General features: G+C 65.2%; 22 protein-coding genes and 1 tRNA gene. 19 read left to right on the top strand and 4 right to left on the bottom strand.

Features of this window, described 5'->3' with window-relative positions; translation table 11 throughout:
- Positions 1 to 92: 92 nt before the first annotated feature.
- Positions 93 to 1,301 (top strand): hypothetical protein, encoded by a 1,209-nt coding sequence (locus tag JEQ47_RS16910; RefSeq protein ID WP_198877598.1) that lies wholly within the window; start codon positions 93 to 95, stop codon positions 1,299 to 1,301.
- Between the two features lie 48 nt (positions 1,302 to 1,349).
- On the opposite strand, the gene JEQ47_RS16915 is transcribed toward JEQ47_RS16910, so the two are convergent.
- A complete protein-coding gene (locus JEQ47_RS16915) occupies positions 1,350 to 2,951 on the bottom strand; it encodes a DUF6538 domain-containing protein (RefSeq protein WP_198877599.1) in 1,602 nt (533 codons plus the stop codon).
- Positions 2,952 to 3,050: 99 nt separating this feature from the next.
- Positions 3,051 to 3,140 (bottom strand) — tRNA-Ser (locus tag JEQ47_RS16920).
- Between the two features lie 203 nt (positions 3,141 to 3,343).
- Here JEQ47_RS16920 and JEQ47_RS16925 point away from each other — a divergent pair.
- The 18 genes from JEQ47_RS16925 (at position 3,344) to JEQ47_RS17010 (ending at position 18,934) form a co-directional block, all read left to right on the top strand.
- Positions 3,344 to 4,120, top strand: a complete 777-nt coding sequence (locus JEQ47_RS16925; RefSeq protein WP_198877600.1) for an MBL fold metallo-hydrolase — start codon at positions 3,344 to 3,346, stop codon at positions 4,118 to 4,120.
- A 264-nt stretch (positions 4,121 to 4,384) separates the two neighbouring features.
- Positions 4,385 to 4,912: a 50S ribosomal protein L21 gene (rplU, locus tag JEQ47_RS16930; protein WP_198877865.1), complete on the top strand. Its 528-nt coding sequence runs from the start codon at positions 4,385 to 4,387 to the stop codon at positions 4,910 to 4,912.
- Positions 4,913 to 4,923: 11 nt separating this feature from the next.
- Positions 4,924 to 5,190, top strand: a complete 267-nt coding sequence (rpmA, locus tag JEQ47_RS16935) for a 50S ribosomal protein L27 (protein ID WP_198877601.1) — start codon at positions 4,924 to 4,926, stop codon at positions 5,188 to 5,190.
- Positions 5,191 to 5,313: 123 nt separating this feature from the next.
- Positions 5,314 to 5,856, top strand: a complete 543-nt coding sequence (locus JEQ47_RS16940) for a GNAT family N-acetyltransferase (RefSeq protein WP_198877602.1) — start codon at positions 5,314 to 5,316, stop codon at positions 5,854 to 5,856.
- Entirely contained in the window at positions 5,853 to 6,380 is a 528-nt protein-coding gene (locus tag JEQ47_RS16945; RefSeq protein WP_198877603.1) for a GNAT family N-acetyltransferase, read from the top strand. The genes JEQ47_RS16940 and JEQ47_RS16945 overlap by 4 nt, the downstream gene beginning before the upstream one ends.
- Before the next feature lie 136 nt (positions 6,381 to 6,516).
- Positions 6,517 to 7,038, top strand: a complete 522-nt coding sequence (locus JEQ47_RS16950; RefSeq protein WP_198877604.1) for a GNAT family N-acetyltransferase — start codon at positions 6,517 to 6,519, stop codon at positions 7,036 to 7,038.
- A gap of 271 nt (positions 7,039 to 7,309) precedes the next feature.
- Positions 7,310 to 7,846, top strand: a complete 537-nt coding sequence (locus JEQ47_RS16955; RefSeq protein ID WP_198877605.1) for a GNAT family N-acetyltransferase — start codon at positions 7,310 to 7,312, stop codon at positions 7,844 to 7,846.
- Positions 7,843 to 8,886 (top strand): GTPase ObgE, encoded by a 1,044-nt coding sequence (obgE, locus tag JEQ47_RS16960; protein WP_198877606.1) that lies wholly within the window; start codon positions 7,843 to 7,845, stop codon positions 8,884 to 8,886. The genes JEQ47_RS16955 and obgE overlap by 4 nt, the downstream gene beginning before the upstream one ends.
- A 156-nt stretch (positions 8,887 to 9,042) precedes the next feature.
- Positions 9,043 to 10,173 (top strand): glutamate 5-kinase, encoded by a 1,131-nt coding sequence (gene proB / locus JEQ47_RS16965; protein ID WP_198877607.1) that lies wholly within the window; start codon positions 9,043 to 9,045, stop codon positions 10,171 to 10,173.
- On the top strand, positions 10,170 to 11,453 hold the full coding sequence (locus JEQ47_RS16970) for a glutamate-5-semialdehyde dehydrogenase (protein ID WP_198877608.1): 1,284 nt from the start codon (positions 10,170 to 10,172) through the stop codon (positions 11,451 to 11,453). The genes proB and JEQ47_RS16970 overlap by 4 nt, the downstream gene beginning before the upstream one ends.
- A gap of 153 nt (positions 11,454 to 11,606) precedes the next feature.
- A complete protein-coding gene (locus tag JEQ47_RS16975) occupies positions 11,607 to 12,239 on the top strand; it encodes a nicotinate-nucleotide adenylyltransferase (protein WP_328769432.1) in 633 nt (210 codons plus the stop codon).
- Positions 12,240 to 12,426: 187 nt separating this feature from the next.
- Positions 12,427 to 12,819: a ribosome silencing factor gene (gene rsfS / locus JEQ47_RS16980; protein ID WP_198877609.1), complete on the top strand. Its 393-nt coding sequence runs from the start codon at positions 12,427 to 12,429 to the stop codon at positions 12,817 to 12,819.
- A gap of 6 nt (positions 12,820 to 12,825) precedes the next feature.
- Positions 12,826 to 13,308: a 23S rRNA (pseudouridine(1915)-N(3))-methyltransferase RlmH gene (gene rlmH / locus JEQ47_RS16985; protein ID WP_198877610.1), complete on the top strand. Its 483-nt coding sequence runs from the start codon at positions 12,826 to 12,828 to the stop codon at positions 13,306 to 13,308.
- A 168-nt stretch (positions 13,309 to 13,476) separates the two neighbouring features.
- The gene (locus tag JEQ47_RS16990; RefSeq protein WP_198877611.1) at positions 13,477 to 14,943 is read left to right on the top strand and encodes a murein hydrolase activator EnvC family protein; all 1,467 of its coding nucleotides are present in this window, start codon (positions 13,477 to 13,479) and stop codon (positions 14,941 to 14,943) included.
- Between the two features lie 7 nt (positions 14,944 to 14,950).
- Entirely contained in the window at positions 14,951 to 16,378 is a 1,428-nt protein-coding gene (locus tag JEQ47_RS16995) for a S41 family peptidase (protein ID WP_198877612.1), read from the top strand.
- Positions 16,379 to 16,542: 164 nt separating this feature from the next.
- On the top strand, positions 16,543 to 17,679 hold the full coding sequence (locus tag JEQ47_RS17000) for a divergent polysaccharide deacetylase family protein (RefSeq protein ID WP_198877613.1): 1,137 nt from the start codon (positions 16,543 to 16,545) through the stop codon (positions 17,677 to 17,679).
- 27 nt (positions 17,680 to 17,706) lie between these two features.
- Positions 17,707 to 18,243 (top strand): RNA pyrophosphohydrolase, encoded by a 537-nt coding sequence (locus JEQ47_RS17005; protein ID WP_198877614.1) that lies wholly within the window; start codon positions 17,707 to 17,709, stop codon positions 18,241 to 18,243.
- Between the two features lie 4 nt (positions 18,244 to 18,247).
- Positions 18,248 to 18,934: an aspartate/glutamate racemase family protein gene (locus JEQ47_RS17010; RefSeq protein ID WP_198877615.1), complete on the top strand. Its 687-nt coding sequence runs from the start codon at positions 18,248 to 18,250 to the stop codon at positions 18,932 to 18,934.
- Between the two features lie 197 nt (positions 18,935 to 19,131).
- On the opposite strand, the gene JEQ47_RS17015 is transcribed toward JEQ47_RS17010, so the two are convergent.
- Positions 19,132 to 21,303, bottom strand: coding sequence for a methyl-accepting chemotaxis protein (locus JEQ47_RS17015; protein WP_198877616.1), 2,172 nt, complete (start codon positions 21,301 to 21,303; stop codon positions 19,132 to 19,134).
- A gap of 211 nt (positions 21,304 to 21,514) precedes the next feature.
- Positions 21,515 to 21,940 carry a F0F1 ATP synthase subunit epsilon gene (locus tag JEQ47_RS17020; RefSeq protein WP_198877617.1) on the bottom strand — a complete coding sequence of 142 codons (426 nt, stop codon included), beginning with the start codon at positions 21,938 to 21,940 and terminating at the stop codon, positions 21,515 to 21,517.
- Positions 21,941 to 21,990 lie beyond the last annotated feature (50 nt).

The following is a 21,990-nucleotide window of genomic DNA, read 5'->3' on the forward strand; positions in this document are numbered from 1 at the left end:
CCAAGTGCATCATCACCGACGAACAGATCACGCGCGAGAACGACTCGAAGGCGCACGTCATTCCCAGTGCGCTGGGGGGACGCCTCAAGCCATTGGGCATTCTGTCCAAGAACGGGAACGGCCTGGTCGGCGACAAGATCGACCTGCCTCTGATCCAGGCGTTCCAGTCGGTGATGACCCTTCTCAACGGATCGCGCGACCGGGGCCAGAACCAGCCGACGCGCATGACCGACGAGAGCGGAAGCACCTACGTGGTCGAATTCGGCGAGCCATTGAAAATGGACAGACCGGACTACCGGGAGGAGCAGATCGATGGTGGCACCGCGATCCATATTGCGGCCCGCAATCTCAAGGAGCTCCGCACCCTGCTTGGCCGGGTGAAGGCCAACCATCCTGACTTCGACATCGACGAGGCCATCAAGCATGCCGTGACCGAGCAGAGCTGGCCCGACGGCATGCTGCATGGACAGCTGCAGATTGGGCCTCGTGTCGTCTTCCCGGCCCTCTTCGTCTCCGCGTCGATCTTCGCGGTTCACCACGGGCATCCACCGCACCCGGATTTGCAGGCCTATATCGGCCGATTTGATCCGGAAAGCCCCGAAATGCCGCCGGGCACATTCTACTTCATCCCGTCCCAGCCGTGGATCTCCGCCCCGGGCAAGGTGACACACATCGTGGCGCTCATGGCCAGTGCCGAACGGCATGAAATGCTGGTCTACTTCGAACTCTTAAACGCCGTCGCCGTCGGCGTGCGCATGCCCTATGCGGGAAAGGAGGATGCACGGGCCAGTTACGCCGTCGACATCCTGACCGGAACAGAAGTGAACCCGTCGATCGATGAAGAGGCCCTCGCCGGCGTGCGCTGGCATGCGACCCACAAACTCGGCGATCACGAACTGTACGAATTCACTCAGGAGAGGATGGGCCGGTTGATCGGCGTGTCGCAAGAGCGGGCGTTCGAGGCGGAATTCGAGGACCTGATGACGCGGGCCTTCGGCAAGGTCAAAGATGGGCCATTCACGCCCGCAGACCTGGCCGAAGGTATCAGAGAAATCCTCGATCACACGCTGCTGCATTGGCAGAGACCCACGATGTCCCTCGACGTGATGGAAGAGCAGCTTCAGCAGCTTGAGGAGTTCATGCAGGAGATGGAGCGGCTCGTTTCCGCTCCCGCCCGGGTTCCGTTCGGGGCCCTGATGAACGGGTTCCGCCGCCGCCTGGCATCCGAGATCGCTCGGAAGCGCAGGCCCGGAACGCCCGACGCCACCGGTCTCCGACCGGGCCCGGCGGCTGATCATTGACATCCGCCTTCCCTGCCCTCGAAGGGACGAGGCGCCATCGGGCGGGCTTCAGTCAACCTCGTATGGCGGGATGCGCGATATCGCCCTCAGCGACACCTCCGGCCAGATGCGACCGTATTTCTGCCCAACGCTCTTGGCCTGATGGCCATCGATGCCGTTGATGACTTGCTCTTGGATCCCGGCGTCGAGCAACTGACTGCGCACCAGATGCCGCCAGGCGTGGTTGGGCGAGATGCGCTGGTCGGTGATGCCGACCTTGTCGCTGCGAATCCAGGCGGCGATGCGTTCGCCGACCTTGGCGTACTGGGGGTGGGCAGGCGTACCGCCTCGGCTGCGAGAGGGTTCGTAGAACAGGCACTTGCCTTCGCGGCTCTTCACGTAGTCTAGGAAACCCTGCTCGATCAGGTGCGGATGGATGGCGACGTCGCGCTCGTCGTCGTCCTTCACCCGGCCGGCCTCCGGCGTGATGTGGATCATCCAGATGAGCTTTTTCTTGTTTCGCGAGCGCATCTGCTTGATGTCCTCGGCCCGGGTCTGCGTCAGCTCGTTGACCCGCGCCCCGGTATAGGCGCAGAGCCAGGGAATCCAACGGCGGGCGGCAGCACCTTCCTCCGTCATCCTTGGGCCGCATGGCACGAGGCTGGCGCGCAGGATCTGCTCAGCCTCTTCCGGGCGATATTCGAGTTCACGGGTATTCTTGACGTTGCCCGCGCGATCGTAGCGCTTGTCGCCCTTGATCACCACGGTGACATCGGCGAAGGGGTTGGTGGGCAAGTACTTGTTGGCCTTAGCGAAGCGAAACAGCGCCCGCGGATGGGCGATGTCGGCATCGCGGACGGTTTGGATCGCCACTTCTTTGAGACGCTTCTGCTTCCAGCGAATGGCATCGTCATCGGTGACCAGGCCCGGCCGGTCATGCCCGAGGAATTCGAAGAAGGCCGTGAGCACGCCCCGCATGCGCTTGAGGCTCGAAGCCTTGGGCTTGCGCTCGACGCAGTAGACCTCGAACAACGCCTGCCAGGTGGTGCCGGGCACGGGTTTGGGGAAGCGCTCCCGATCGGGATCCGGGCGGAAATCGCCCTTGGCACGACGCTCGAGCACGCGATAGGCCTGCGCCAGGGCGCTCGCCGCATACTGCGCGAACAGCACATGGCAGTCCCAAGTCAGCTTGATGCCTCTGCTCAAGAGGAACGCGCGGATCTCATCCCCAATGATGAGGATCGCATTGCGCCCCGGCGAGAAGGCCCAGCCCGTGGTGAACGGCAGCGGCTGATCGGTGTCGCGCTCCTCGGGCGGCAGCGCCCGCTGCAGGCGCATGAGCTTCTTGCGCCATTGATCGGACGGGCCCTCGCCGTTCTCGTGCTTCTTGATCTCGGCGTCGTACATCTCCCCGGCCATGGTGACCAGGGCCTTCTTGTCCATCTTGACGGGCACGACAGGGAGGTCGCGCGGCGCCTCCAGCAGAGCCGCCCAATCCTTGGCGACCTCGGCCGCCATCAGGATGTGGGCGGCGCGTGCCTCATGCGGATCCTTGGTGCCGAGCGAGATCTGCACCAATTTCTTGCCACCCAAGAGCGGCTGCATGCGAAGCGGCACGCCCTTGCGGAAGTAATACACCTTGGTCTTGGGGTGCAGCCAGGGAGTGGTCATTGCAAGGCCCAATTTGTAACACCTCTTTGTAACAAGAGCGCGTTTACAAGTCCTTGATAAACCGGGCTTCCGAGGAATTCCGCGGGTCTGGAGCGGAAGTGGCGGAGAGAGAGGGATTCGAACCCCCGATAGAGTTGCCCCTATGCCGCATTTCGAGTGCGGTGCATTCAACCGCTCTGCCATCTCTCCGCGAGATCGAAAGCGCCCGGATCGGGCGCGGCTGGTCGATACGGGGCGGCTTATGACATAGCAGCCGCGAGCCTGCAACACCCCTTGTGCATCCCGCCGTCCGCAAATTTCTCGTGGGCGTGCTCACATTTGCGTGCCGCCCCATCCCGGCCGCGATTGCTGTTCTATGCTGCGGGCCTCACGAGGAGAGGGAGACTACCCCAATGGTTACCCGTCGAAACGTCGTTGCCGGCATGGCCGGCTTGCCCTTTGCCGGCTTTACCGCCAATCTCGCGGCATTTCCCGCCCTGGCCCAGGAGACGCCGATGGCCGATACGCTGACCACCAGCGCCGGTGACGTCACCATCCACCCGATCGACCATGCGAGCCTCGTGCTCGAATGGGACGGCAAGGCCATCTATGTCGATCCGGTGGGCGGCGCGGCACTTTATGAAGGCCTGCCCAGGCCGTCGGCCATTCTCATTACCCATGGGCATGGCGATCATTTCGATGTCCCGACGCTCGAGGCGATTGCCGGCGATGCCGTGCTCATCACCAATGGCGATGTCCATTCCAAGCTGCCTGAAAGCCTCAAGGCCAAGGCGACCGCCATGGCCAATGGCGAGGACGGCTCCGTCATCGACATTCCGATCCGCGCCGTGGCCGCCCACAACACCACGCCCGAGCGCATGCAGTATCACCCCGAAGGCATCGGCAACGGCTATGTGCTGACCTTTGGCGACGCCCAGGTCTATACTGCCGGCGACACCGAGCCGACCGAAGATATGCTGGCGCTCGAAGGCATCAGCGTCGCCTTCTTGCCCATGAACCTGCCCTATACGATGACGGTGGAGCAGGCGATCGAGGCCATAAACACCTTCAAGCCCGCCATTGTTTACCCCTACCATTATGGCGACAGCGACCTCGCTCCGCTCGAGACCGAGGTGGACCAGGGCGTCGAGGTGCGGATCCGGAACTGGTATCCGAACGGCCAGGGCTGAACCAATTTGCTGGCACACTGTCAGCATTTGACGTCCCCTGGTTGTGCCTGGCGCTTGACTCCAGGGGCGTTTCCCCCGATAAGCCCACCAATCTGCGCACCGGTCCGTCCGGTGCGCTGGTTTTGTTTGAAAACGCTGCTCGAGGCTGCCGGCTGAATTCTTCAGCCCCATCATCTCGAAAAGCCCGCGGAACTGGCACGAAATCCGCGGCGCCGCAGAGCGCGACAGATAGGGACCGGTGGGGAAAACCCAATCGGCATGAATATGACTTTCGCCGTTATCAAGACGGGCGGGAAGCAGTACAAGGTTGCTGCCAACGACGTCATCAAGATCGAAAAGCTCGAGGCCGAGGCCGGTGACATCGTCACCTTCGACCAGGTCCTCATGGTTGGCGACACCATCGGCGCCCCGCTGGTGGAAGGCGCCCTGGTTGCTGCCGAACTGGTCGAGACCAAGAAGCAGAAGACCGTCATCATCTTCAAGAAGCGCCGCCGCCACAATTCGCGTCGTCGCAACGGTCACCGCCAGCTGCTGACGACCGTCCGCATCACCGAGATCCTGACCGGCGGCGCCAAGCCGACGATCAAGGCTGCTGCCAAGGCCGAGAAGACCGAAGCCGTCGCCGAAGAGGCCCCAGCCAAGAAGGCTGCGCCCAAGGCTGAGGCTACCGAAGCCACCGAGGCCAAGGCCGCACCGAAGAAGGCAGCGCCCAAGAAGGCCGCCGCCACCGAAGATACCGCCGCTGAAAAGCCGGCGAAGAAGGCCCCGGCCAAGAAGGCCGATAAGGAATAAGGAGCTAGACAATGGCACATAAGAAAGCAGGCGGTTCATCCCGCAACGGTCGTGATACCGCTGGCCGTCGTCTCGGCGTCAAGAAGTTCGGCGGCGAAGCCGTCATCGCCGGCAACATCATCATCCGCCAGCGCGGCACCAAGTGGGCGACCGGTACCGGCGTCGGCCTGGGCAAGGATCACACCATTTTTGCCCTGATCGACGGCACCGTCGCGTTCCGCACCCGCGCGAACAATAAAGTACACGTGTCTGTCGTCCCGGCAGAGGCCGCCGAATAACCCGGCAGGCCTGACAACCCAGCCGGAGACCTGTTCCCCGGCTTGGCGTTTGGCGACATACAGCAAATGCGAAGGGGAACCGGTCAGCCGGTTCCCCTTTTTTCTTTCCCGGAGCATTTGCCAATGACCAGCGTCGCGACCACTCTCAAGGACCGCCTGCCCGCCACCATCCGCACCGAGCGCCTGGTCCTGGTCACCCCGACAATGGCCCATGCTCCGGCCATCGCGCAGCTTTGCAACAACGTCAACGTCCACAAATGGATGGCGCGGCTGCCTTTTCCCTACCATCTGAGCGACGCCGAATTCTTCATCAATGAAATCGTGCCCAGCGCCGCGGAAGCCTGCTTCGCCATCACCAGGGACGATGAGCTGCTGGGCGTTGTCGGCCTGACCTTCGCGGCGGACGGCACACCCGAGCTCGGCTACTGGCTGGGCGAACCCCATTGGGGCCATGGCTATGCCACCGAGGCCGCGCAGGCTTTGGTCGCGGCGGCGCGCGCGGCGGGGGCGACCAGGCTGCGTTCGCGCGCCCTCCAGACCAATGCCGCCTCGCGCAATGTCCTCAAAAAGGCGGGATTTGTGGAGACGGATACGGTGGTCGAGGCCAGCAACAACCTTGCCGGCAAGACCATGGTGCTGATGCGGCTGGAGTTCGACGAGAGATGACCGAACTCCATACCTCCCGGCTGATCCTCCGCCCGGCCCGCCCGGATGACGCGCCCTGCTTTGCCCTCGGGGTCAGCGATTTCGCCGTTGCCCGCTGGCTGACGCCGCTGCCCTTTCCCTTCACCCTTGCCATGGCCAGCGACTGGCTGCGGGGCCCGCCCGCCGGCCATCCGGAGCGGGCACTGTTCATCGTCGATCTGCCCGGCAAGGGCCTCATCGGCTGCGTCGCACTAGGGCCCGAACTGGGCTTCTGGCTGGCACGCACCCATTGGGGCAAGGGTCTCGGCACCGAGGCAGCCAGCGCCGTCATCGACTGGCACTTTGCCCGCTCCAATGGCGACGCCATTTTCTCCAGCGCCCATCACGACAACCGCGCCTCGCTCAAGCTCAAGGCCAAGCTCGGCTTTGTCGAAACCGGCCGCGACATGCGCTTTTCCCATGCCCTGCAGCACAATGTGGCCCATGTGCTCACCCAACTGACGCGTGAAAGCTGGATGGCGGGAGCGGAGCGGCGATGCGCTTGACCGCTCTTGCGACCGTCACTCACCGGCCGTCACCCTCGGGCTTGACCCGAGGGCTCTGCACTTTTGGAAACCTCGGCAAGTATAGTGCCCTCGGGTCAGGCCCGAGGGTGACGATCTCGAATGGAGAAAGCTACCGATGAGCTCACGCACCCATCTCCCCGAAACCATCGACACTCAGCGCCTTGTGCTGCGGGCGCCGCGCGTTTCCGACATCGACGACCTCGTGGCCGAAGCCAATAACTGGAAGGTGCTGGAGCCGACGGCGAGCCTGCCTTTTCCCTATGAGGAAGGGCATGGCCGCGCCTTTGTCGCAAAGACCGCGCGCACCAGCCACCACCCCTATGTCATTGCCGACAGGCAGACCGACCGCCTCAAGGGCGTGATCGGCCTTTATTTCTTCGACGACCGCCCCACCGGACTCGGCTACTGGCTGGGCGAAAGCCATTGGGGCCAGGGTTTTGCGCCCGAGGCCGTCGACGGTCTCCTCGCCGCGGCCCGCTCCATCGGCCTCGCCCCGATCCGCGCCCGCGTCCTCGCGCACAATCCCGGATCGATCCGCGTGCTCGAAAAAACCGGCTTTGCGGTGATCGAGGAAACCACCAGTGTCGTGGAACGCCACCGGGGCAAGCCGCTGCTGGTGCTGGAGTGGCGGGGATGAGGGTCCAGTCGGGTCTTTCGCACCTCCCCGCCCTCCCCCTTGAGGGGAGGGTAGCGCAGCTGCGCCCCGCTGGCGCTAGCGGCGCTGGGGTGGGGGTGTCGGCGCTGACGCTGGCTCTGCATCCACTTGAAAGCACGACACCCCCACCCTCGATCCCTCCCCTCAAGGGCGAGGGAGGCGAAGGAGCCCAGGCGCCTGATTTGACCGCCCCCACATCGTCCATGCGGATGCGTCTCAGGGCCGAAATCGTGGCCGGATGCGAGCGCCTCGCATGACCCCGACCCTTCTCACCGATCGGCTGATCCTGCGGCCGCCGCAACTGGGCGATTCAAAACCCATTGCGCGCTATCTCAACGACATGGACGTGGCGGGCAATCTGGCGCGGGTGCCGTTTCCCTACTATCTCTCGGATGCCGAGGCGTGGCTGCGCGCCCAGCGCGCCGACCTTGCCCCGAGCGAAGTGAGCTTTGCCATCGAACTTGCGGATGTGGGCTATGTCGGCCATATCGGCTACCAGCCGGTGGGCGACACGGCGGTGATCGGCTATTGGCTGGGCAAGCCCCATTGGGGTCGCGGCATCATGAGCGAGGCCGCCGTGGCCGCGATCGACTGGTTCTTTTCCGCCAGCGACGCGCCGGCCATCCATTCGGGCGTTTTTCATTTCAACCAGGCCTCGCTGGCGATCCAGCGGCGCCTGGGATTTACCGAGACGGGTCGATCTTCCCTGCTCTGTCTTGCGCGCAACGCCGAGCTGGAGCATATCGACACAAAACTGACGCGCGGCGTCTGGAAGGCCAGAGACAAATGAAGTTCCTCGACCAGGCCAAGGTCTACATCAAGTCCGGTTCCGGCGGCGCCGGCGCCGTCAGCTTCCTGCGCGAAAAATTCGTCGAGTTCGGCGGCCCCGATGGCGGCAATGGCGGCCGCGGCGGCGATGTCATCGCCGAATGCGCCGACGGGCTCAATACGCTGATCGACTTCCGCTATACCCAGCATTTCCGCGCCGGCACGGGCGTGCATGGCATGGGCAAGAACCGCACCGGCGCCGACGGCGAGGACGTCGTCCTGCGCGTGCCGGTCGGCACCCAGATCTTCGAGGAAGACCAGGAAACCCTGATTGCCGACTTCACCGAAGTGGGGCAGCGCATCGTGCTGCTCGAGGGGGGCAATGGCGGCTTCGGCAATGCCTATTTCAAGACCTCGTCCAACCAGGCGCCGCGCCGGGCCAATCCGGGCCAGGAAGGCGTCGAAAAGGGCATCTGGCTGCGTTTGAAGCTCATCGCCGATGCCGGTCTCGTAGGCCAGCCCAATGCCGGCAAGTCCACCTTCCTCGCCGCCGTTTCGGCCGCCAAGCCCAAGATCGCCGACTATCCCTTCACCACGCTCCACCCCAATCTCGGCGTGGTGCGCATCGGCGAACGTGAATTCGTCCTGGCCGACATTCCCGGCCTCATCGAGGGCGCCAGCGAAGGCGTCGGCATTGGTGACAGGTTCCTGGGGCATATCGAGCGCTGCCAGGTGCTGATCCACCTCATCGACGGCACCAATGAAGACGTCGCCCATGTCTACAAGGCCGTGCGCTACGAGCTCGCGGCCTATGCCGATGTGCTCGCCGACAAGCAGGAAATCGTCGTCCTCAACAAGGTCGACGCGCTGACCGAGGACGAGGTCAAGGCCAAGGTCAAGGCGCTGAAGAAAGCCTCCAAGGCCGAAGTGCGCCTGGTCTCGGGCGCCACCGGCCAGGGCGTCGACCAGGTGCTCTATGACGTCCTCAACGTGCTGGACGCCGAAAAGGCCGAGGCCGAGGAAGCCGAGCGCCGGAAGGTGGAAGGGCCATGGACGCCTTGATGCCAGGCCGGATCCAACCGGACCGCGCGGCCCTATTGCTTCCCTCCCCCTTGAGGGGAGGGACCGAGGGTGGGGGTCCATCGAGGCTCCACAATGCCACCCCCACCCCAACCCTCCCCCTCAAGGGGGGAGGGCGCAGATCGAGTTTGCGACCCCATGAACCCCCTCGCTAATTACCGCCGCATCACCATCAAGATCGGCTCGGCCCTCTTGGTGGACAAAGCCGGCAAGTTCCGGGCGTCCTGGCTGGCTGGCCTGGCCGAGGACATTGCGACTTTGAAGGCCGAGGGGCGGGACGTGGTCATCGTCTCCTCCGGCGCCATTGCGCTGGGCCGGGGTCTGCTCGGCCTTTCCGCCGTGGCGCTGACGCTGGAACAATCGCAGGCCGCCGCCAGCGCCGGACAGATCGCTCTCAGCCAGGCCTGGGCCGAAGCGCTGGGCAAGCACGGCATCGTCACCGGGCAGATCCTCATTACCCCCAATATCACCGAGGAGCGGCGCTACTACCTCAATGCCCGCACCACAATCCAGACGCTGCTGGGCCTCGGCGCCATTCCGATCATCAACGAGAACGACTCGGTGGCCACGGCCGAAATCCGCTATGGCGACAATGACCGCCTCTCGGCCCGCGTCGCCACCATGATCGAGGCGGATCTGCTGGTGCTGCTCTCCGACATCGACGGGCTCTACACCGCCCCGCCCGGCAAGGATCCCAATGCCACCCACCTGTCGGTCGTGGACGCCATTACGCCAGCCATCGAAGCCATGGCCGGCGGCGCCGCCAGCCATCTGTCGCGTGGCGGCATGACCACCAAGGTCGAGGCTGGCAAGATCGCCACTCTGGCGGGTACCGCCATGGTCATCGCCAAGGGTACCGAGGAGCATCCGCTCCGGCGCCTCGTCGATGGCGGGCTCCACACCCTCTTCAAGCCGGTCACCACCCGCGCCCAGTCCCGCAAACGCTGGATCATGGGCACGCTGGCCGTGGCCGGGACGGTGCAGGTCGATGCCGGCGCCGCCAGCGCCCTGCGCCAGGGCCGCTCGCTGCTGCCCATCGGCATCACCCGCATAACGGGCACCTTCGAGCGCGGCGACACCATTGCCGTCCTCAATCCCGACGGCCGGGAAATCGCCCGTGGGCTGGCCAGCCTCGACAGCGAGGATGCCCGCCTCGTCATGGGCAAGCGCAGCGATGTCATGGCCGAGCTTCTCGGCGCCGGCAATCGCTCGGAAATGGTGCATCGGGACAATCTGGTGCTGACCGGCGCCAAGGAGACGGCAGAATGAGTGCAGCGCACGAGGCCTCCGGCGACATCGCCACCATCATGGCCGAGATCGGCCGCAATGCGCGGATCGGCGCCAATGCGCTCAAGATCGCCACATCGGAGCAGAAGCGCACCGCGCTCCTGACCGCGGCCGGCGCGATCAATGCGCATCGCAAGCAGATCCTCGCCGCCAATGCGCTCGACATGCAGGCGGCCGAGCAGAAGGGCATTTCCAAGGCCTTTCTCGACCGGCTGCTGCTTGACGACAAGCGCATCGACGGGATCATCGAGGCGGTCAAGACCATTGCCGAACTGCCCGATCCCGTGGGCACCGTGATTTCCGAATGGGACCGGCCCAACGGTCTCCATATCGAGCGCGTGCGCACTCCGCTCGGCGTCATCGGCGTGATCTTTGAATCGCGCCCCAATGTCACTGCTGATGCCGGCGCGCTCTGCATAAAATCAGGCAATGCCGTCATTCTGCGCGGCGGTTCGGACAGTTTCCATTCCTCCCGCGCCTTGGTCGATTGCCTGCTCGACGGCCTCCATCTCGCCGGCCTGCCGATCGAATGCGTGCAGCTCGTGCCCACCACCGACCGCGCCGCCGTCGGCGAGATGCTGAAGGGTCTCGATGGCAATGTCGACGTCATCGTGCCGCGCGGCGGCAAGACGCTGGTGGCGCGCGTCCAGAGCGAAGCGCGGGTGCCGGTCTTCGCCCATCTCGAGGGCCTGGTGCATGTCTATATCGACCGCTCGGCCGACCTCGAAAAGGCCGTGAGCGTGACGCTCAACGCCAAGATGCGCCGTACCGGCATTTGCGGCGCCGCCGAAACCCTGCTGGTGCATAAGGATGTGGTCCAGACCCACCTCGGGCCGATCATCGAGGCGCTGGTGGCCAAGGGTTGTGAAATCCGCGGCGACGCCACGGTTCTGTCCATGATTCCGGTCGCCAAGCCGGCGACCGAGGAAGATTGGAAGACCGAATACGAGGACGCCATCATCTCGGTGAAGGTCGTCGACAGCGTCGAAGATGCCATCGCCCATATCGAACATTATTCGAGCCACCATACCGAGGCGATCATCGCCGAGGATCCCGAGGCGGTCGAAAAGTTCTTCAACGGCATCGACAGCGCCATCCTCGTTCACAATGCCTCGACCCAGTTCGCCGATGGCGGCGAATTCGGCTTCGGCGGCGAGATCGGCATTGCCACGGGCAAGATGCATGCCCGTGGGCCGGTGGGCGTCGAACAGCTCACCAGCTTCAAATACCGCGTCCGCGGCAACGGGCAGCTCCGGCCTTGATGCTTTCAACTACGCAAAGCCAACGGCACCTGCGCCCCCTCTCCCTTTGGGGGAGAGGGTGGGGTGAGGGGGCCTTTTGGCAAACTCACTGCCTGAAGCAGGCCCCCTCACCCGGCGCTGCGCGCCGACCTCTCCCCCAGAGGGAGAGGTAGAGTGACCCTCCGCCCACCCCTCCGCATCCCCGGCGTCACCGAAGTCCCGCCCTCCGCGCCCGGCATGCGCATCGGCCTCTTTGGCGGCAGCTTCAATCCCATGCATGAGGGGCATCTCCTGGTCATGGAGGAAACATTGCGCCGGCTGCAGCTCGATGCGCTCTGGGTACTGGTGACGCCGGGCAACCCTCTCAAGAACAATTCCGCCCTTCCTCCGCTCGCCGACCGGGTCGGGGCGGCACGGGCGATGATCCGCAATCCGCGCATCAGGGTGACCGGTTTCGAGGCGGCCAAGGGCTTTGCCTATTCCTGGCAGACCGTCGATTTCCTCACCACCAGGCTGCCTGGCCGGCGCTTCGTCTGGATCATGGGGGCCGATAGCCTCGCCGATTTCCACCGCTGGCAGCGCTGGCGCGATATTGCCGCGCGCCTCCCCATCGCCGTCTATGTGCGCCCCGGCGCCGCACGGCGGGCTTTGGCCTCGCGGGCGGCCACCATGCTCGATCACGCCCAGCTCGACGAGAGCGACGCTGCCCTTCTGGCCGACTGCCGCCCCCCAGCCTGGATCTATCTCCAGGGCCGGCAATCGGCCCTTTCCTCGAGCGCCATCAGGGCGTCACGCAACCCGCGTTAAGGTTCCGGCAGGACCCGACCTTGCGAAAACCCCTGCAAAGGCGCATATTCGGGACAAGTGATGATTGTCACCGGAACAGGATGATACGGCTTGCCGTTCAGTCGACGCCGCTACATTCCGATCAACAACCAAGGATGCTCAACTCTCGCATGACCCATGCCCGCGCATGGGCGGAAGGCCGTTTCTGATGGCCGCCCAGCCCAACAACCCGATCCCCGCTTCGCCCACCCCCGTGGCCGGTTCGCAAAAACCCCTGATCGACCTCATTCTCGACGTGCTGGATGACGCCAAGGCCGAAGAAACGGTTGCGGTGGACATTACCGGCAAGTCGTCGCTGGCCGACCACATGATCGTCACCTCCGGCCGCTCGCAGCGCCATGTCGGTGCCGTTGCCGACCAGGTTATCACCGCCTTGCGCGACAATGGCCATGGCAAGCCGCGCGTCGAGGGCCTGCCCCATTGCGACTGGGTGCTGGTGGATGCGGGCGATGTGATCCTCCACATCTTCCGTCCGGAAGTGCGCGAGTTCTACAGCCTCGAAAAGATGTGGCAGGCCGATTTCGCCGCCGACCAGCACTAGGTTTCGATGCGCATTGCGATCGCGGCCATCGGCCGGATGAAGAACGGGCCGGAGCGCGAGCTCGTGGCCCGTTATCTCGACCGGGCCCAGGCCAGCGGCAAACCGCTGGCCCTGACCGGCTTCGACGTCACCGAAATCGCAGAATCGCGCGCCGGCTCGGCCGCTACACGCAGGGCCGAAGAAGCCAAGGCCCTCCGTGCCGCCCTCCCCGAGGGCATCACCGTCATGCTCGACGAGCGCGGCAAGGGTCTCAATTCCGAGGCCTTCGCCAATCAGCTCGCCCGCTGGCGCGACGACGGGCGGCCGGCCATCGGCTTCGTCATCGGTGGCGCCGATGGCATCGACCCCGATTTCGTGCGCAGCGCCGACCTCACCGTCAGCTTCTCGCCCATGGTCTGGCCGCACCAGCTCGTGCGCATCATGCTGGCCGAGCAGCTCTATCGCGCCACCACCATCCTCTCGGGTCACCCCTATCACCGCGGCGACTGAGCGCGAGCGGGCGCCACATTTTGGGCGCGGCTTGCTCGTATCGAGCCCCGTCGTCGCGACACCCGGCCCACCGTCATGGTTAAGCATTGTTAACCGGCGGTTTGCCGGGGGCTTGCTAAAGTGCCGCAAATTGATTCGGGGATTTCGGTCCCGGCACCAGGAGACGCCATGCCCAAGCGGCCGGCACGAATTGCGATAGCCCTGCTGGCGGGCAGCCTGGTGGGAGGCATGGCCGCCTGGCCGCTCCTGGCGCAGACCGAGACGCCCGCGCCGGCCAATGAAACCGTCGAACTGCGGCCTGCCCTGCCCATCGATCCGGCCGCCACCCCTGCCGAAGCGCCCGCCGGGGAAACCGGCGCTGCTTCGGAAAATCCCGACCCGGCTCCGACGGCGACGCCTGATGGCGCAGCGGCGCCCGCCGCCACCGAAACGCCCGCGCTCGAACCGGCCGACCGCAATGCCATCGACCTCGAGGAGGTCGAGGCCTCGCTGACCTTGAGCCGTGAGCGCATCGACGCGCTCAAGGCCGAAATCGCGGCCATGGAAGGCGATACCGCCCAGCAGAATGCCGCTCTCATCGCCGCCGCCCAGCGCGTGAAACTGGCCGAAATCGAGGTGGCCGATGTCGAGGAGCGCATTTCCGACCTGATCGTGCGCGAGCTCGAAGTGCGCGGCCGGCTCGATGGCGCCGACAGCGAGATCGCCAATGTGCTGGCGGCTCTCGAACGCATTTCGCTCAATCCGCCGCCGGCGCTGATCGTCGATCCCGACGACGCGCTGGGCTCGGCCCGCGGCGCCATGCTGATGGCCGCCATCCTCCCCCAGCTCAAGCAGAAGGCCGACACGGTCGCCGCAGACCTTTCGGCCCTGACCGAGATCAAGCTGGCGGCCCTGGCCGAAGAGGCCACGCTCAAGGCCAATTACGAAGTGCTGGAAGAAGAACAGCTCCGCATCGCCACGCTGATCGCTGCGCGCAAGCAGGGCGTCAACCAGATGAGCGCCGAACTCCTGGCCGAGGAGGCCGCGGCCTTGGACCTGGCCGAGCGCGCCACCTCGCTGCGCGAGCTGATTGGCGCCCTGTCCGAACGCGCCGCCAATGGTGCCGCCACGGCGCCGGTCGCCGATCCGACGCTGCCGCAGCTTTCGCCCGAGGCCATCCAGCTTGCTTTGGCCGATACCGCGCGGACGCTGCCCGCCGTGCCCTTCCCCCTGGCCCGCGGCTATCTCGCCATGCCGGCCAATGGCGTCACCGTCGTCGACTATGGCGCCAATGACGGGCGCGGTGGTCTCGCCCAGGGGCAGTCGATCATGACCCGCGCCGACGCCCAGGTCGTGGCGCCGGCCGATGGCTGGGTGCTCTACAAGGGTCCCTACCTCAATTATGGCCAGATCGTCATTCTCAATACGGGCGGGGGATATACCGCCCTCCTGGCGGGCCTCGACACCATCACGGCCGATATCGGCCAGTTCGTGCAATTGGGCGAACCGCTCGGGACCATGGGATCACGCACAATTGGACGGACCGTAACGACCAATGCTGGTAACGAACAGCCGACCCTCTATATTGAATTGAGACAGAACAACGAGCCCTTCGACCCGGCCGGGTGGTGGGCCAATAACGAACAGACGGGATAACCAACCCATGCGCCTCAACACTCTCCGCCTTGCCGCCATCGCTGCGGCAGTGCTGGTGCCTGCCACGGTGCTGATCGCCCAGGACCAGCCCCCGGCCGATCCTCCGGCGCAGCAGGAAGAGCAGCTCGACCCCAATCCGAGCGGCGAGGAACCCGAGCCCACCGCAGCCGAGCGCGCCGCGGCCGAGGAGCGCGATCCGCTCGAGATCTATGCCGATCTCAATCTGTTCGGCGAAATCTTCGATCGCATCCGCGCCGAATATGTCGATCCCCCCGACGAGGAAGAGCTGATCCGTGCCGCCATCCAGGGCATGCTGACCTCGCTCGACCCGCATTCGGGCTACCTGCCGCCGCAGGATTATGACGACATGCGCGAGGATACGTCCGGCCAGTTCGGCGGTCTCGGCGTCGAGATCATCATGGAAGAAGGCCTGATCAAGGTCGTCTCACCCATCGACGACACGCCGGCCGCCCGCGCCGGGATCATGGCCAATGACCTGATCTACGAAATCGACGGCCTGCCGGTCGATGGCATGACCCAGGACGAGGCGGTCGAAAAGATGCGCGGCCCGGTGGGCACGGAAGTGACCATTTCGGTGATCCGCGAAGGCGTGACCGATCCGATCGAGTTCAAGCTCGAGCGCGGCATCATCTCCATGCGCGCCGTACGCTGGAGCATGGAAGGCGGCGAGGCCGAAGGCGAGGGCGACATTGCCCTGCTCCGCCTGTCGCGCTTCTCCGAACAGGCTTTTGTCGGCATCGAACGCGCCATCGAGGACATCTACGAGGCCCGCGACGGCGTTGCACCCAAGGGCATCATCCTCGACCTCCGCAACAATCCCGGCGGTCTGGTCGACCAGTCTGTCTATGTCGCCGATGCTTTCCTCAATCGCGGCGCCGTGGTTCTGACTCGCGGCCGTACCGACAGCGAAAGCGCCCGCTATGACGCCGTGCCCGATCCGCTCGACAACCAGTTGGCAGACGTGCCGGTCGTGGTGCTGATCAATGGCGGCTCGGCTTCGGCCTCGGAAATCGTCGCCGGTGCCCTGCAGGACCACAAGCGCGCCACCCTCGTGGGCACGCGAAGCTTCGGCAAGGGTTCGGTGCAGTCGATCATCTCGCTCGGCCCTGATGGAGCCATGCGCCTGACCACTGCGCGCTACTACACGCCGGACAATCGCTCGATCCAGGCGCTGGGCATCACGCCCGACATCGAGATCAAGCAGGTCGTGCCCGAGGAGTTCCAGGGTCGCGACGAGATCATCGGCGAAGCCGGGCTCGAAGGCCACATCACCATCGAGGGCCAGGAAGAATCGAGCGTTGGCTCCTCGGTCTATGTGCCGGCCGAAAAGGCCGACGATACCCAGCTCCAATATGCCATCCGCCTGATGAAGGGCGAGGAGACCAACGAGGCCTTCCCGCCCAAGGCGGAATAGGCCGGCCGCGTACGAGGCCATGCTAGACTGGGGATGCGGCGGGTTGATTCGCGCCGCATCCTGCCCTCTGGATCGAAGGATCCAGGTCTTTGTTTGTTGCGCTTCCGGACCGCAGACCGTTGCCGCTTGTGCTGGAAGCGCCCTAGGGGATAGACGCAAGACCGATGGCCAATGACCTGTCCACGCCGCTGACCGGCCGCAAGCGCCGGAACGAGGCCCGGTCGGGGCGGTTTCATTTTCCGCTGGCGCGGCTGCTCTTTGTCCTGATCTTCCTCATCATCGGCGGCGTGGCGCTGCGCCTGTTTCTGGTGGAAGACCCCGATGGCGGCCGTCCCAGCCAGGACGTGGCCATCACCTCCACCCGCGACAACAACACGGTGGCCAATTCGGCCCAGAGCCGGCCCGCCACCATCACCGCCGACCCCCAGCAGTTTCCCGCCGACGGCTCGATCGTCGCCGTTCCGCAGCCGGCGCCCGGCGCGGGCACGGCCCTCGGCCAGGTGCCCGACCGCTTCGGCGCCCTGCCCGATCTCAGCGAGGAAACCTCTGCCGGCACCATCCCGCGCATGTCGGGCACCGGCCTCACCCCCTTTGCGGCCTATCGCCGTCCGGCAGGCTCGGCCGTGGCCGCGGGCGGACCGATGATCGCGATTGTGGTCACCGGTCTCGGGATCAACGAGCAGGGGTCGCTCGACGCCATCGACCAACTGCCCGACGAAGTGACCCTGGCCTTCGCCCCCTATGGCCGGAGCCTCGAAAACACCGTAGCGGCGGCGCGCACCGCAGGGCATGAAGTCATGCTCGAAGTGCCGCTCGAACCCTTCGACTATCCGCAGAACGATCCGGGCCCGCATACCATCCTCACCGGCGAGGCGCCGCGCGACAATCTCGAAAAGCTGTTCTGGCTGATGGCGCGCTTCGGCGGCTATTTCGGCGTCATCAACAATATGGGCGCGCGCTTCACGGCCTCGGCGGCCGACCTCGCCCCGATCATGGAAGAATTCGGCGCACGCGGCCTCGGCTATCTCGACGATGGCTCCTCCAACCGCTCGGTGGCCCAGCAACTGGCCGGGGCCAATCGCGTGCCCTTCAATCGCGCCTCCACCATGATCGACGCCAATCCGGCCCGCGCATCCATTCTTTCGGCGCTGGCCAGCCTTGAGGCCCAGGCACTGGAATCGGGCAGCGCCATCGGTATTGTCAGCGCCCTGCCCATTTCGGTGCAGGCCGTGTCCGACTGGACGCGGGAACTCGACGCCAAGGGCATTGCACTGGTGCCCGTCAGCGCCCTGATGCAATAGCGCGGGCGCCAAACGAAAGCCCGAACCATGACCGACCGGCCAGACCGAGATGCCCTGCCCTATCGCGATTGCGTGGGCATTGCCGTGTTCAACAGGGATGGCCAGGTGTTCATCGGCCATCGCCAATCCGCCGGCGATCCCGAGCAATCCGCGGCTGAGGGCTCGGCCTGGCAACTGCCGCAGGGCGGCATCGACAAGGGCGAAGACCCGCTGCGCGCCGCCCTTCGCGAACTCGAGGAAGAAACCAGCATCGTTTCGGTGAGCCTTCTCGCCGAAGCGCCGGAATGGATCTATTACGACCTGCCCGACGACCTCCTTGGCGTCGCCTTCAAGGGCAAGTATCGCGGCCAGCGCCAGCGCTGGTTCGCCTTTGCCTTTACCGGCGAGGACAGCGAGATCGACGTGCTCGCCCCCGGCGGCGGCCGGCACAAGGCCGAGTTCAATGCCTGGCGCTGGGAAAAACTCGCCCGGGTCCCGGGCCTCATCGTGCCGTTCAAGCGCCAGGCCTATGAGCAGGTAGTGGACGCCTTCGCCCATATTCCGCAACGCTTCCGCCGGGACTGACACCATGAAAACCATCGGCCTTATTGGCGGCATGAGCTGGGAATCGAGCGCTCACTACTATGCCGCGATCAACCGCGAGACGGCCCGGCGCCTTGGCGGGCTCCATTCGGCGCCGCTGATCCTCCATTCGGTGGATTTTGCCCCGGTCGCCGCGCTGCAGTCCGAAGGACGCTGGGAAGAGGCCGGACAGCAGCTCAACGCCGTGGCGCGATCGCTCGAGGCCGCCGGGGCTCAAGTGCTCGGGCTCGCGACCAACACCATGCATGTCGTTGCCGGCGTCATGCTCGCGGGCGTCGATATTCCCTTCGTCCATATTGCCGACCCCACGGCGGCGGCGCTGCTGGCCGATGGTTTCGATACCGTCGGCCTTCTGGGCACCCGCTTCACCATGGAGATGGATTTCTACAAGGCGCGCCTGCGCGAGCGCGGGCTCACCGTCATGGTGCCCGAGGTGGACCACACCAATCTCAACGGCATCATCTATGACGAGCTTTGCAAGGGCATCGTGCGCGACGAGTCGCGCGAGGTCTATCAGGCGGCCATCGACCGCATGGCGGCGCGCGGCGCCCAGGCGGTGATCCTCGGTTGTACCGAAATCGGCATGCTGATCGACGACAGCACCAGTTCGCTGCCGACCTATGACACGACCCAGCTCCACGCCGAGGCGCTGGTCGACGCGGCGTTGGGGTAGGTCGACGGCTCTGGCCCCTTGCGGTAAGCACGGATTCGAGGTCTGGCTCCAATCCGCCACCACTCTCCGCGCCGCCCTCGGGCTTGACCCGAGGGCCCCTCAAGGCACGCACCGCGCTCGGATATCGGGACCGTTGGCGGTGGCCCTCGGGTCAAGCCCGAGGGCGGCGCAGCGGTCGGGAGAACGGGCGTAGATGACTAGGCCGCCCGACGGCCCGACGGCACTGCCGGGGCCGGGGCCGCGTCCGCTTCCCCAAGGACGAAGACGTCGACAATGCGGTCGAGCGCCTGGGTCTGCCCCTCGGTCTGGGCAATGACCGCATTGGTCTCCTCGACCAGGGCGGCATTGTGCTGGGTCATCTGGTCGAGCGTGCGCACGGCGGTGTTGACCTCCTCGATGGAGGCCGCCTGCTCGCGGCTGGCCCGGGCGATGGCGCGCACCAGATCGCTGTTTTCCCGCACCGCATCGAGCATGGCCCGGAGGCGGTCGCCGGCGGCGCTGACCAGGCTCGAGCCGCCCCGCACTTCCTCGGCGCTTTTTTCAACCAATGCCTTCACTTCCGCCGAGGCCTGGGCAGCGCTTTGCGCCAGCCTGCGGACCTCGACGGCAACCACGGCAAAGCCCTTGCCGGCATCGCCCGCCCGCGCCGCTTCCACCGAGGCGTTGAGGGCGAGGAGGTTGGTCTGGAAGGCAATGTCGTCGATCATGCCGATAATATTGGAAATCTTGGCCGAGGACTGGGTGATCCGCTCCATGGCGCCGGTCGCCTCGCCCATGACCGCCCCGCTTTCCGCGGCGACGCTGGACACGGTCTCGGCCTTGCCGGCGGCATCTTCCGCCATGCCCGCATTGCTGGCCACTGTGGCGGCCAGTTCTTCCATGGCGGCGGAGGTTTCCTCGATCGTGGCGGCCTGGCGGGTGGTGCGCTCCGAGAGATCATTGGCGCCGCTGAGCAATTCCCCGCTCGCGGTGCGCAGCGAGCGCGATGTCGTTCGCAACTGCCCCACCACATCGGCAAAGCGCTGCACGGTGCCATTGAGAGCAAGACGCAGGTCCTCAAATTCGGGCGGGAAGGGCCGCTCGATCGTGGTCGATAGATCGCCTTCCGCCAGTTGCTTGAGGCCGGCGCCGATGGCTGCGACCGAGGCCTTGCGGGCCGTGACGTCGGTGGCGAACTGCACGACCTTGTAGGGCACGCCATCGGTGTCGAAGATCGGCGTAAAGGTGCTCTGGATCCAGACCTCCTGGCCCGAACGGGTGCGGCGGCGATATTCGCCGCTCTTGAAAGCCCCCTCGGAAAGGTCAGTCCAGAACTGGCGATAGCTCGCGCTTGCCGGATCGGCATCGAAGAGGAACTGCGCATTGGGGCGCCCGACAATGTCTTCCAGGCGGTATCCTAGCAGCGCCAGGAAATTGTCATTGGCGGCGAGTACCACGCCGTGAAGATCGAATTCGACCACGATCTGGCTGCGCGAGATCGCCTGGAGCTGGCCGGTATGATCAGCGGCCTCGGCCAGGTGCTGGCGCGCCTGCGCATCGAGCGCCGCCTTTTCGACGGCATTGGCGCGAAACACTTCGAGGGCCCGTGCCATGGCGCCGATCTCGTTGCGCTGGGTCTGGTACGGCACTTCGGCATCGAGCTTCCCGTCCGCAAGGCTTTCCATAACGCCGGCAAGCTGCGGGATCGGCCGCATCAGTTTGCGCGACACGACAAGCGCGAGGAGGCCAGTAACGAGCAGGCCGGCCAGGGCGACGGCGCCGAGCACCGTCATGGTGCTGGCCAGCACCGCGACCAGCGGCCCGCGATCGACCGCCACCATCAGCGCCCCGATGACGACGCCATCGGCGGTGGCGACGGGGCGGTAGTCGAGAAGATAGGTGACCCCATCGATCGTGGCTTCCGATTGCACCGGCTGGTTGGCGACGAGAGCGTCGAACACCGGATGCCCGGCCGCAAGATTGTCGTTCAGACGTCGTTCACCCGAGGGGTCCAGGAGGCTGGTGCTCCCCACCACCATGTCCGGGCTGGTCTCCGTATCGTAGACATAAACGGCTACGTCCTGCCCGGCCACGCGGGCCACCGCATCGATGACGTCATGCGTCCGAAACCGCGGCATGCTGCGGGCCGACAGGCTCGCAACATTGCCCGCTTCGTCGAGCCCGACCTCGAGGCTGGGCAGGTTGACCTGTAGAATCTGGGCGGCAATGCGGGTCGTATCGGTCAGCGCCTGCTGCTCGTCCCGCGCCACCGAAGCGCCGAGGCTGAAATAGAGCCCGCCGAGCACGGCCAGGATCGCCAGTGTGATCGCCCCGATCGTCATGCTGGAGATGGCAAAGGTAAGGCGCATATTGCGCAGAATTGAACCCATGATCGTGCCCCCAAGGCCCGACCGCTGTTGGCCGGATTTGCGCCTCTACCCAGGAGAGTGCGCCCCAAGGGTTAATCGCTGGTTGATGGGCAAGAAATATCGTGCAATATCAATGACTTGCACAAAAGTTGTGCGGGATGCCCGTTTTGCAAGCAAGAAGGCCACCCTTGCGGACGGCCTTCTGGCAATTCAGCGAAAGAGATTTCGACCCTTAGTGGACGTGCGCGCCGTTGATCTGCTGCGCTTCCACGGCCAGGTTCAGGAGGCCCGAGACGACTTCCTGAGCATAGGACTTGTCTTCCGGCGTTTCGGCGCGGGTCAGTTCTTCCTGCGCGGCCTGGATCTGCGTCTGCAGATCGGCATGGTCGAACTCGGTGAAGGGCACGGACTGTTCGGCGAGGATGGTGAGACCGGCCGGCGACACATCCGCGAACCCACCCTTGACGAAGTAGATGTCGGCAGTGCCGGCAGCCTTGGTCACGGTGATGAAGCCGGGCTTCAGCGTGGTCATGAACGGCGCATGGTCGGTCATCACGGTGAAATAGCCTTCGGTACCCGGCACGGTGACCGAAACCACGGTTTCGGACAGCACCAGACGCTCGGGCGACACGATCTCGATCTTGAGGCCTTCAGCCATTCTTTTGGTCCCTTAGCGGAGCGAACCCGGGAGGTTCGGGTCAGGCAGTG

Origin of the sequence: Devosia sediminis, assembly GCF_016411825.1 — a bacterium.
Lineage (GTDB): Bacteria > Pseudomonadota > Alphaproteobacteria > Rhizobiales > Devosiaceae > Devosia > Devosia sediminis.

Bases quoted from the DNA above. Each gene is read 5' to 3' on its own strand.
- JEQ47_RS16915 (WP_198877599.1), bottom strand. From the start codon at position 2,951: ATGACCACTCCCTGGCTGCACCCCAAGACCAAGGTGTATTACTTCCGC.
- JEQ47_RS16925 (WP_198877600.1), top strand. From the start codon at position 3,344: ATGGTTACCCGTCGAAACGTCGTTGCCGGCATGGCCGGCTTGCCCTTT.
- rplU (WP_198877865.1), top strand. From the start codon at position 4,385: ATGACTTTCGCCGTTATCAAGACGGGCGGGAAGCAGTACAAGGTTGCT.
- rpmA (WP_198877601.1), top strand. From the start codon at position 4,924: ATGGCACATAAGAAAGCAGGCGGTTCATCCCGCAACGGTCGTGATACC.
- JEQ47_RS16940 (WP_198877602.1), top strand. From the start codon at position 5,314: ATGACCAGCGTCGCGACCACTCTCAAGGACCGCCTGCCCGCCACCATC.
- JEQ47_RS16945 (WP_198877603.1), top strand. From the start codon at position 5,853: ATGACCGAACTCCATACCTCCCGGCTGATCCTCCGCCCGGCCCGCCCG.
- JEQ47_RS16950 (WP_198877604.1), top strand. From the start codon at position 6,517: ATGAGCTCACGCACCCATCTCCCCGAAACCATCGACACTCAGCGCCTT.
- JEQ47_RS16955 (WP_198877605.1), top strand. From the start codon at position 7,310: ATGACCCCGACCCTTCTCACCGATCGGCTGATCCTGCGGCCGCCGCAA.
- obgE (WP_198877606.1), top strand. From the start codon at position 7,843: ATGAAGTTCCTCGACCAGGCCAAGGTCTACATCAAGTCCGGTTCCGGC.
- proB (WP_198877607.1), top strand. From the start codon at position 9,043: ATGAACCCCCTCGCTAATTACCGCCGCATCACCATCAAGATCGGCTCG.
- JEQ47_RS16970 (WP_198877608.1), top strand. From the start codon at position 10,170: ATGAGTGCAGCGCACGAGGCCTCCGGCGACATCGCCACCATCATGGCC.
- rsfS (WP_198877609.1), top strand. From the start codon at position 12,427: ATGGCCGCCCAGCCCAACAACCCGATCCCCGCTTCGCCCACCCCCGTG.
- rlmH (WP_198877610.1), top strand. From the start codon at position 12,826: ATGCGCATTGCGATCGCGGCCATCGGCCGGATGAAGAACGGGCCGGAG.
- JEQ47_RS16990 (WP_198877611.1), top strand. From the start codon at position 13,477: ATGCCCAAGCGGCCGGCACGAATTGCGATAGCCCTGCTGGCGGGCAGC.
- JEQ47_RS16995 (WP_198877612.1), top strand. From the start codon at position 14,951: ATGCGCCTCAACACTCTCCGCCTTGCCGCCATCGCTGCGGCAGTGCTG.
- JEQ47_RS17000 (WP_198877613.1), top strand. From the start codon at position 16,543: ATGGCCAATGACCTGTCCACGCCGCTGACCGGCCGCAAGCGCCGGAAC.
- JEQ47_RS17005 (WP_198877614.1), top strand. From the start codon at position 17,707: ATGACCGACCGGCCAGACCGAGATGCCCTGCCCTATCGCGATTGCGTG.
- JEQ47_RS17010 (WP_198877615.1), top strand. From the start codon at position 18,248: ATGAAAACCATCGGCCTTATTGGCGGCATGAGCTGGGAATCGAGCGCT.
- JEQ47_RS17015 (WP_198877616.1), bottom strand. From the start codon at position 21,303: ATGGGTTCAATTCTGCGCAATATGCGCCTTACCTTTGCCATCTCCAGC.
- JEQ47_RS17020 (WP_198877617.1), bottom strand. From the start codon at position 21,940: ATGGCTGAAGGCCTCAAGATCGAGATCGTGTCGCCCGAGCGTCTGGTG.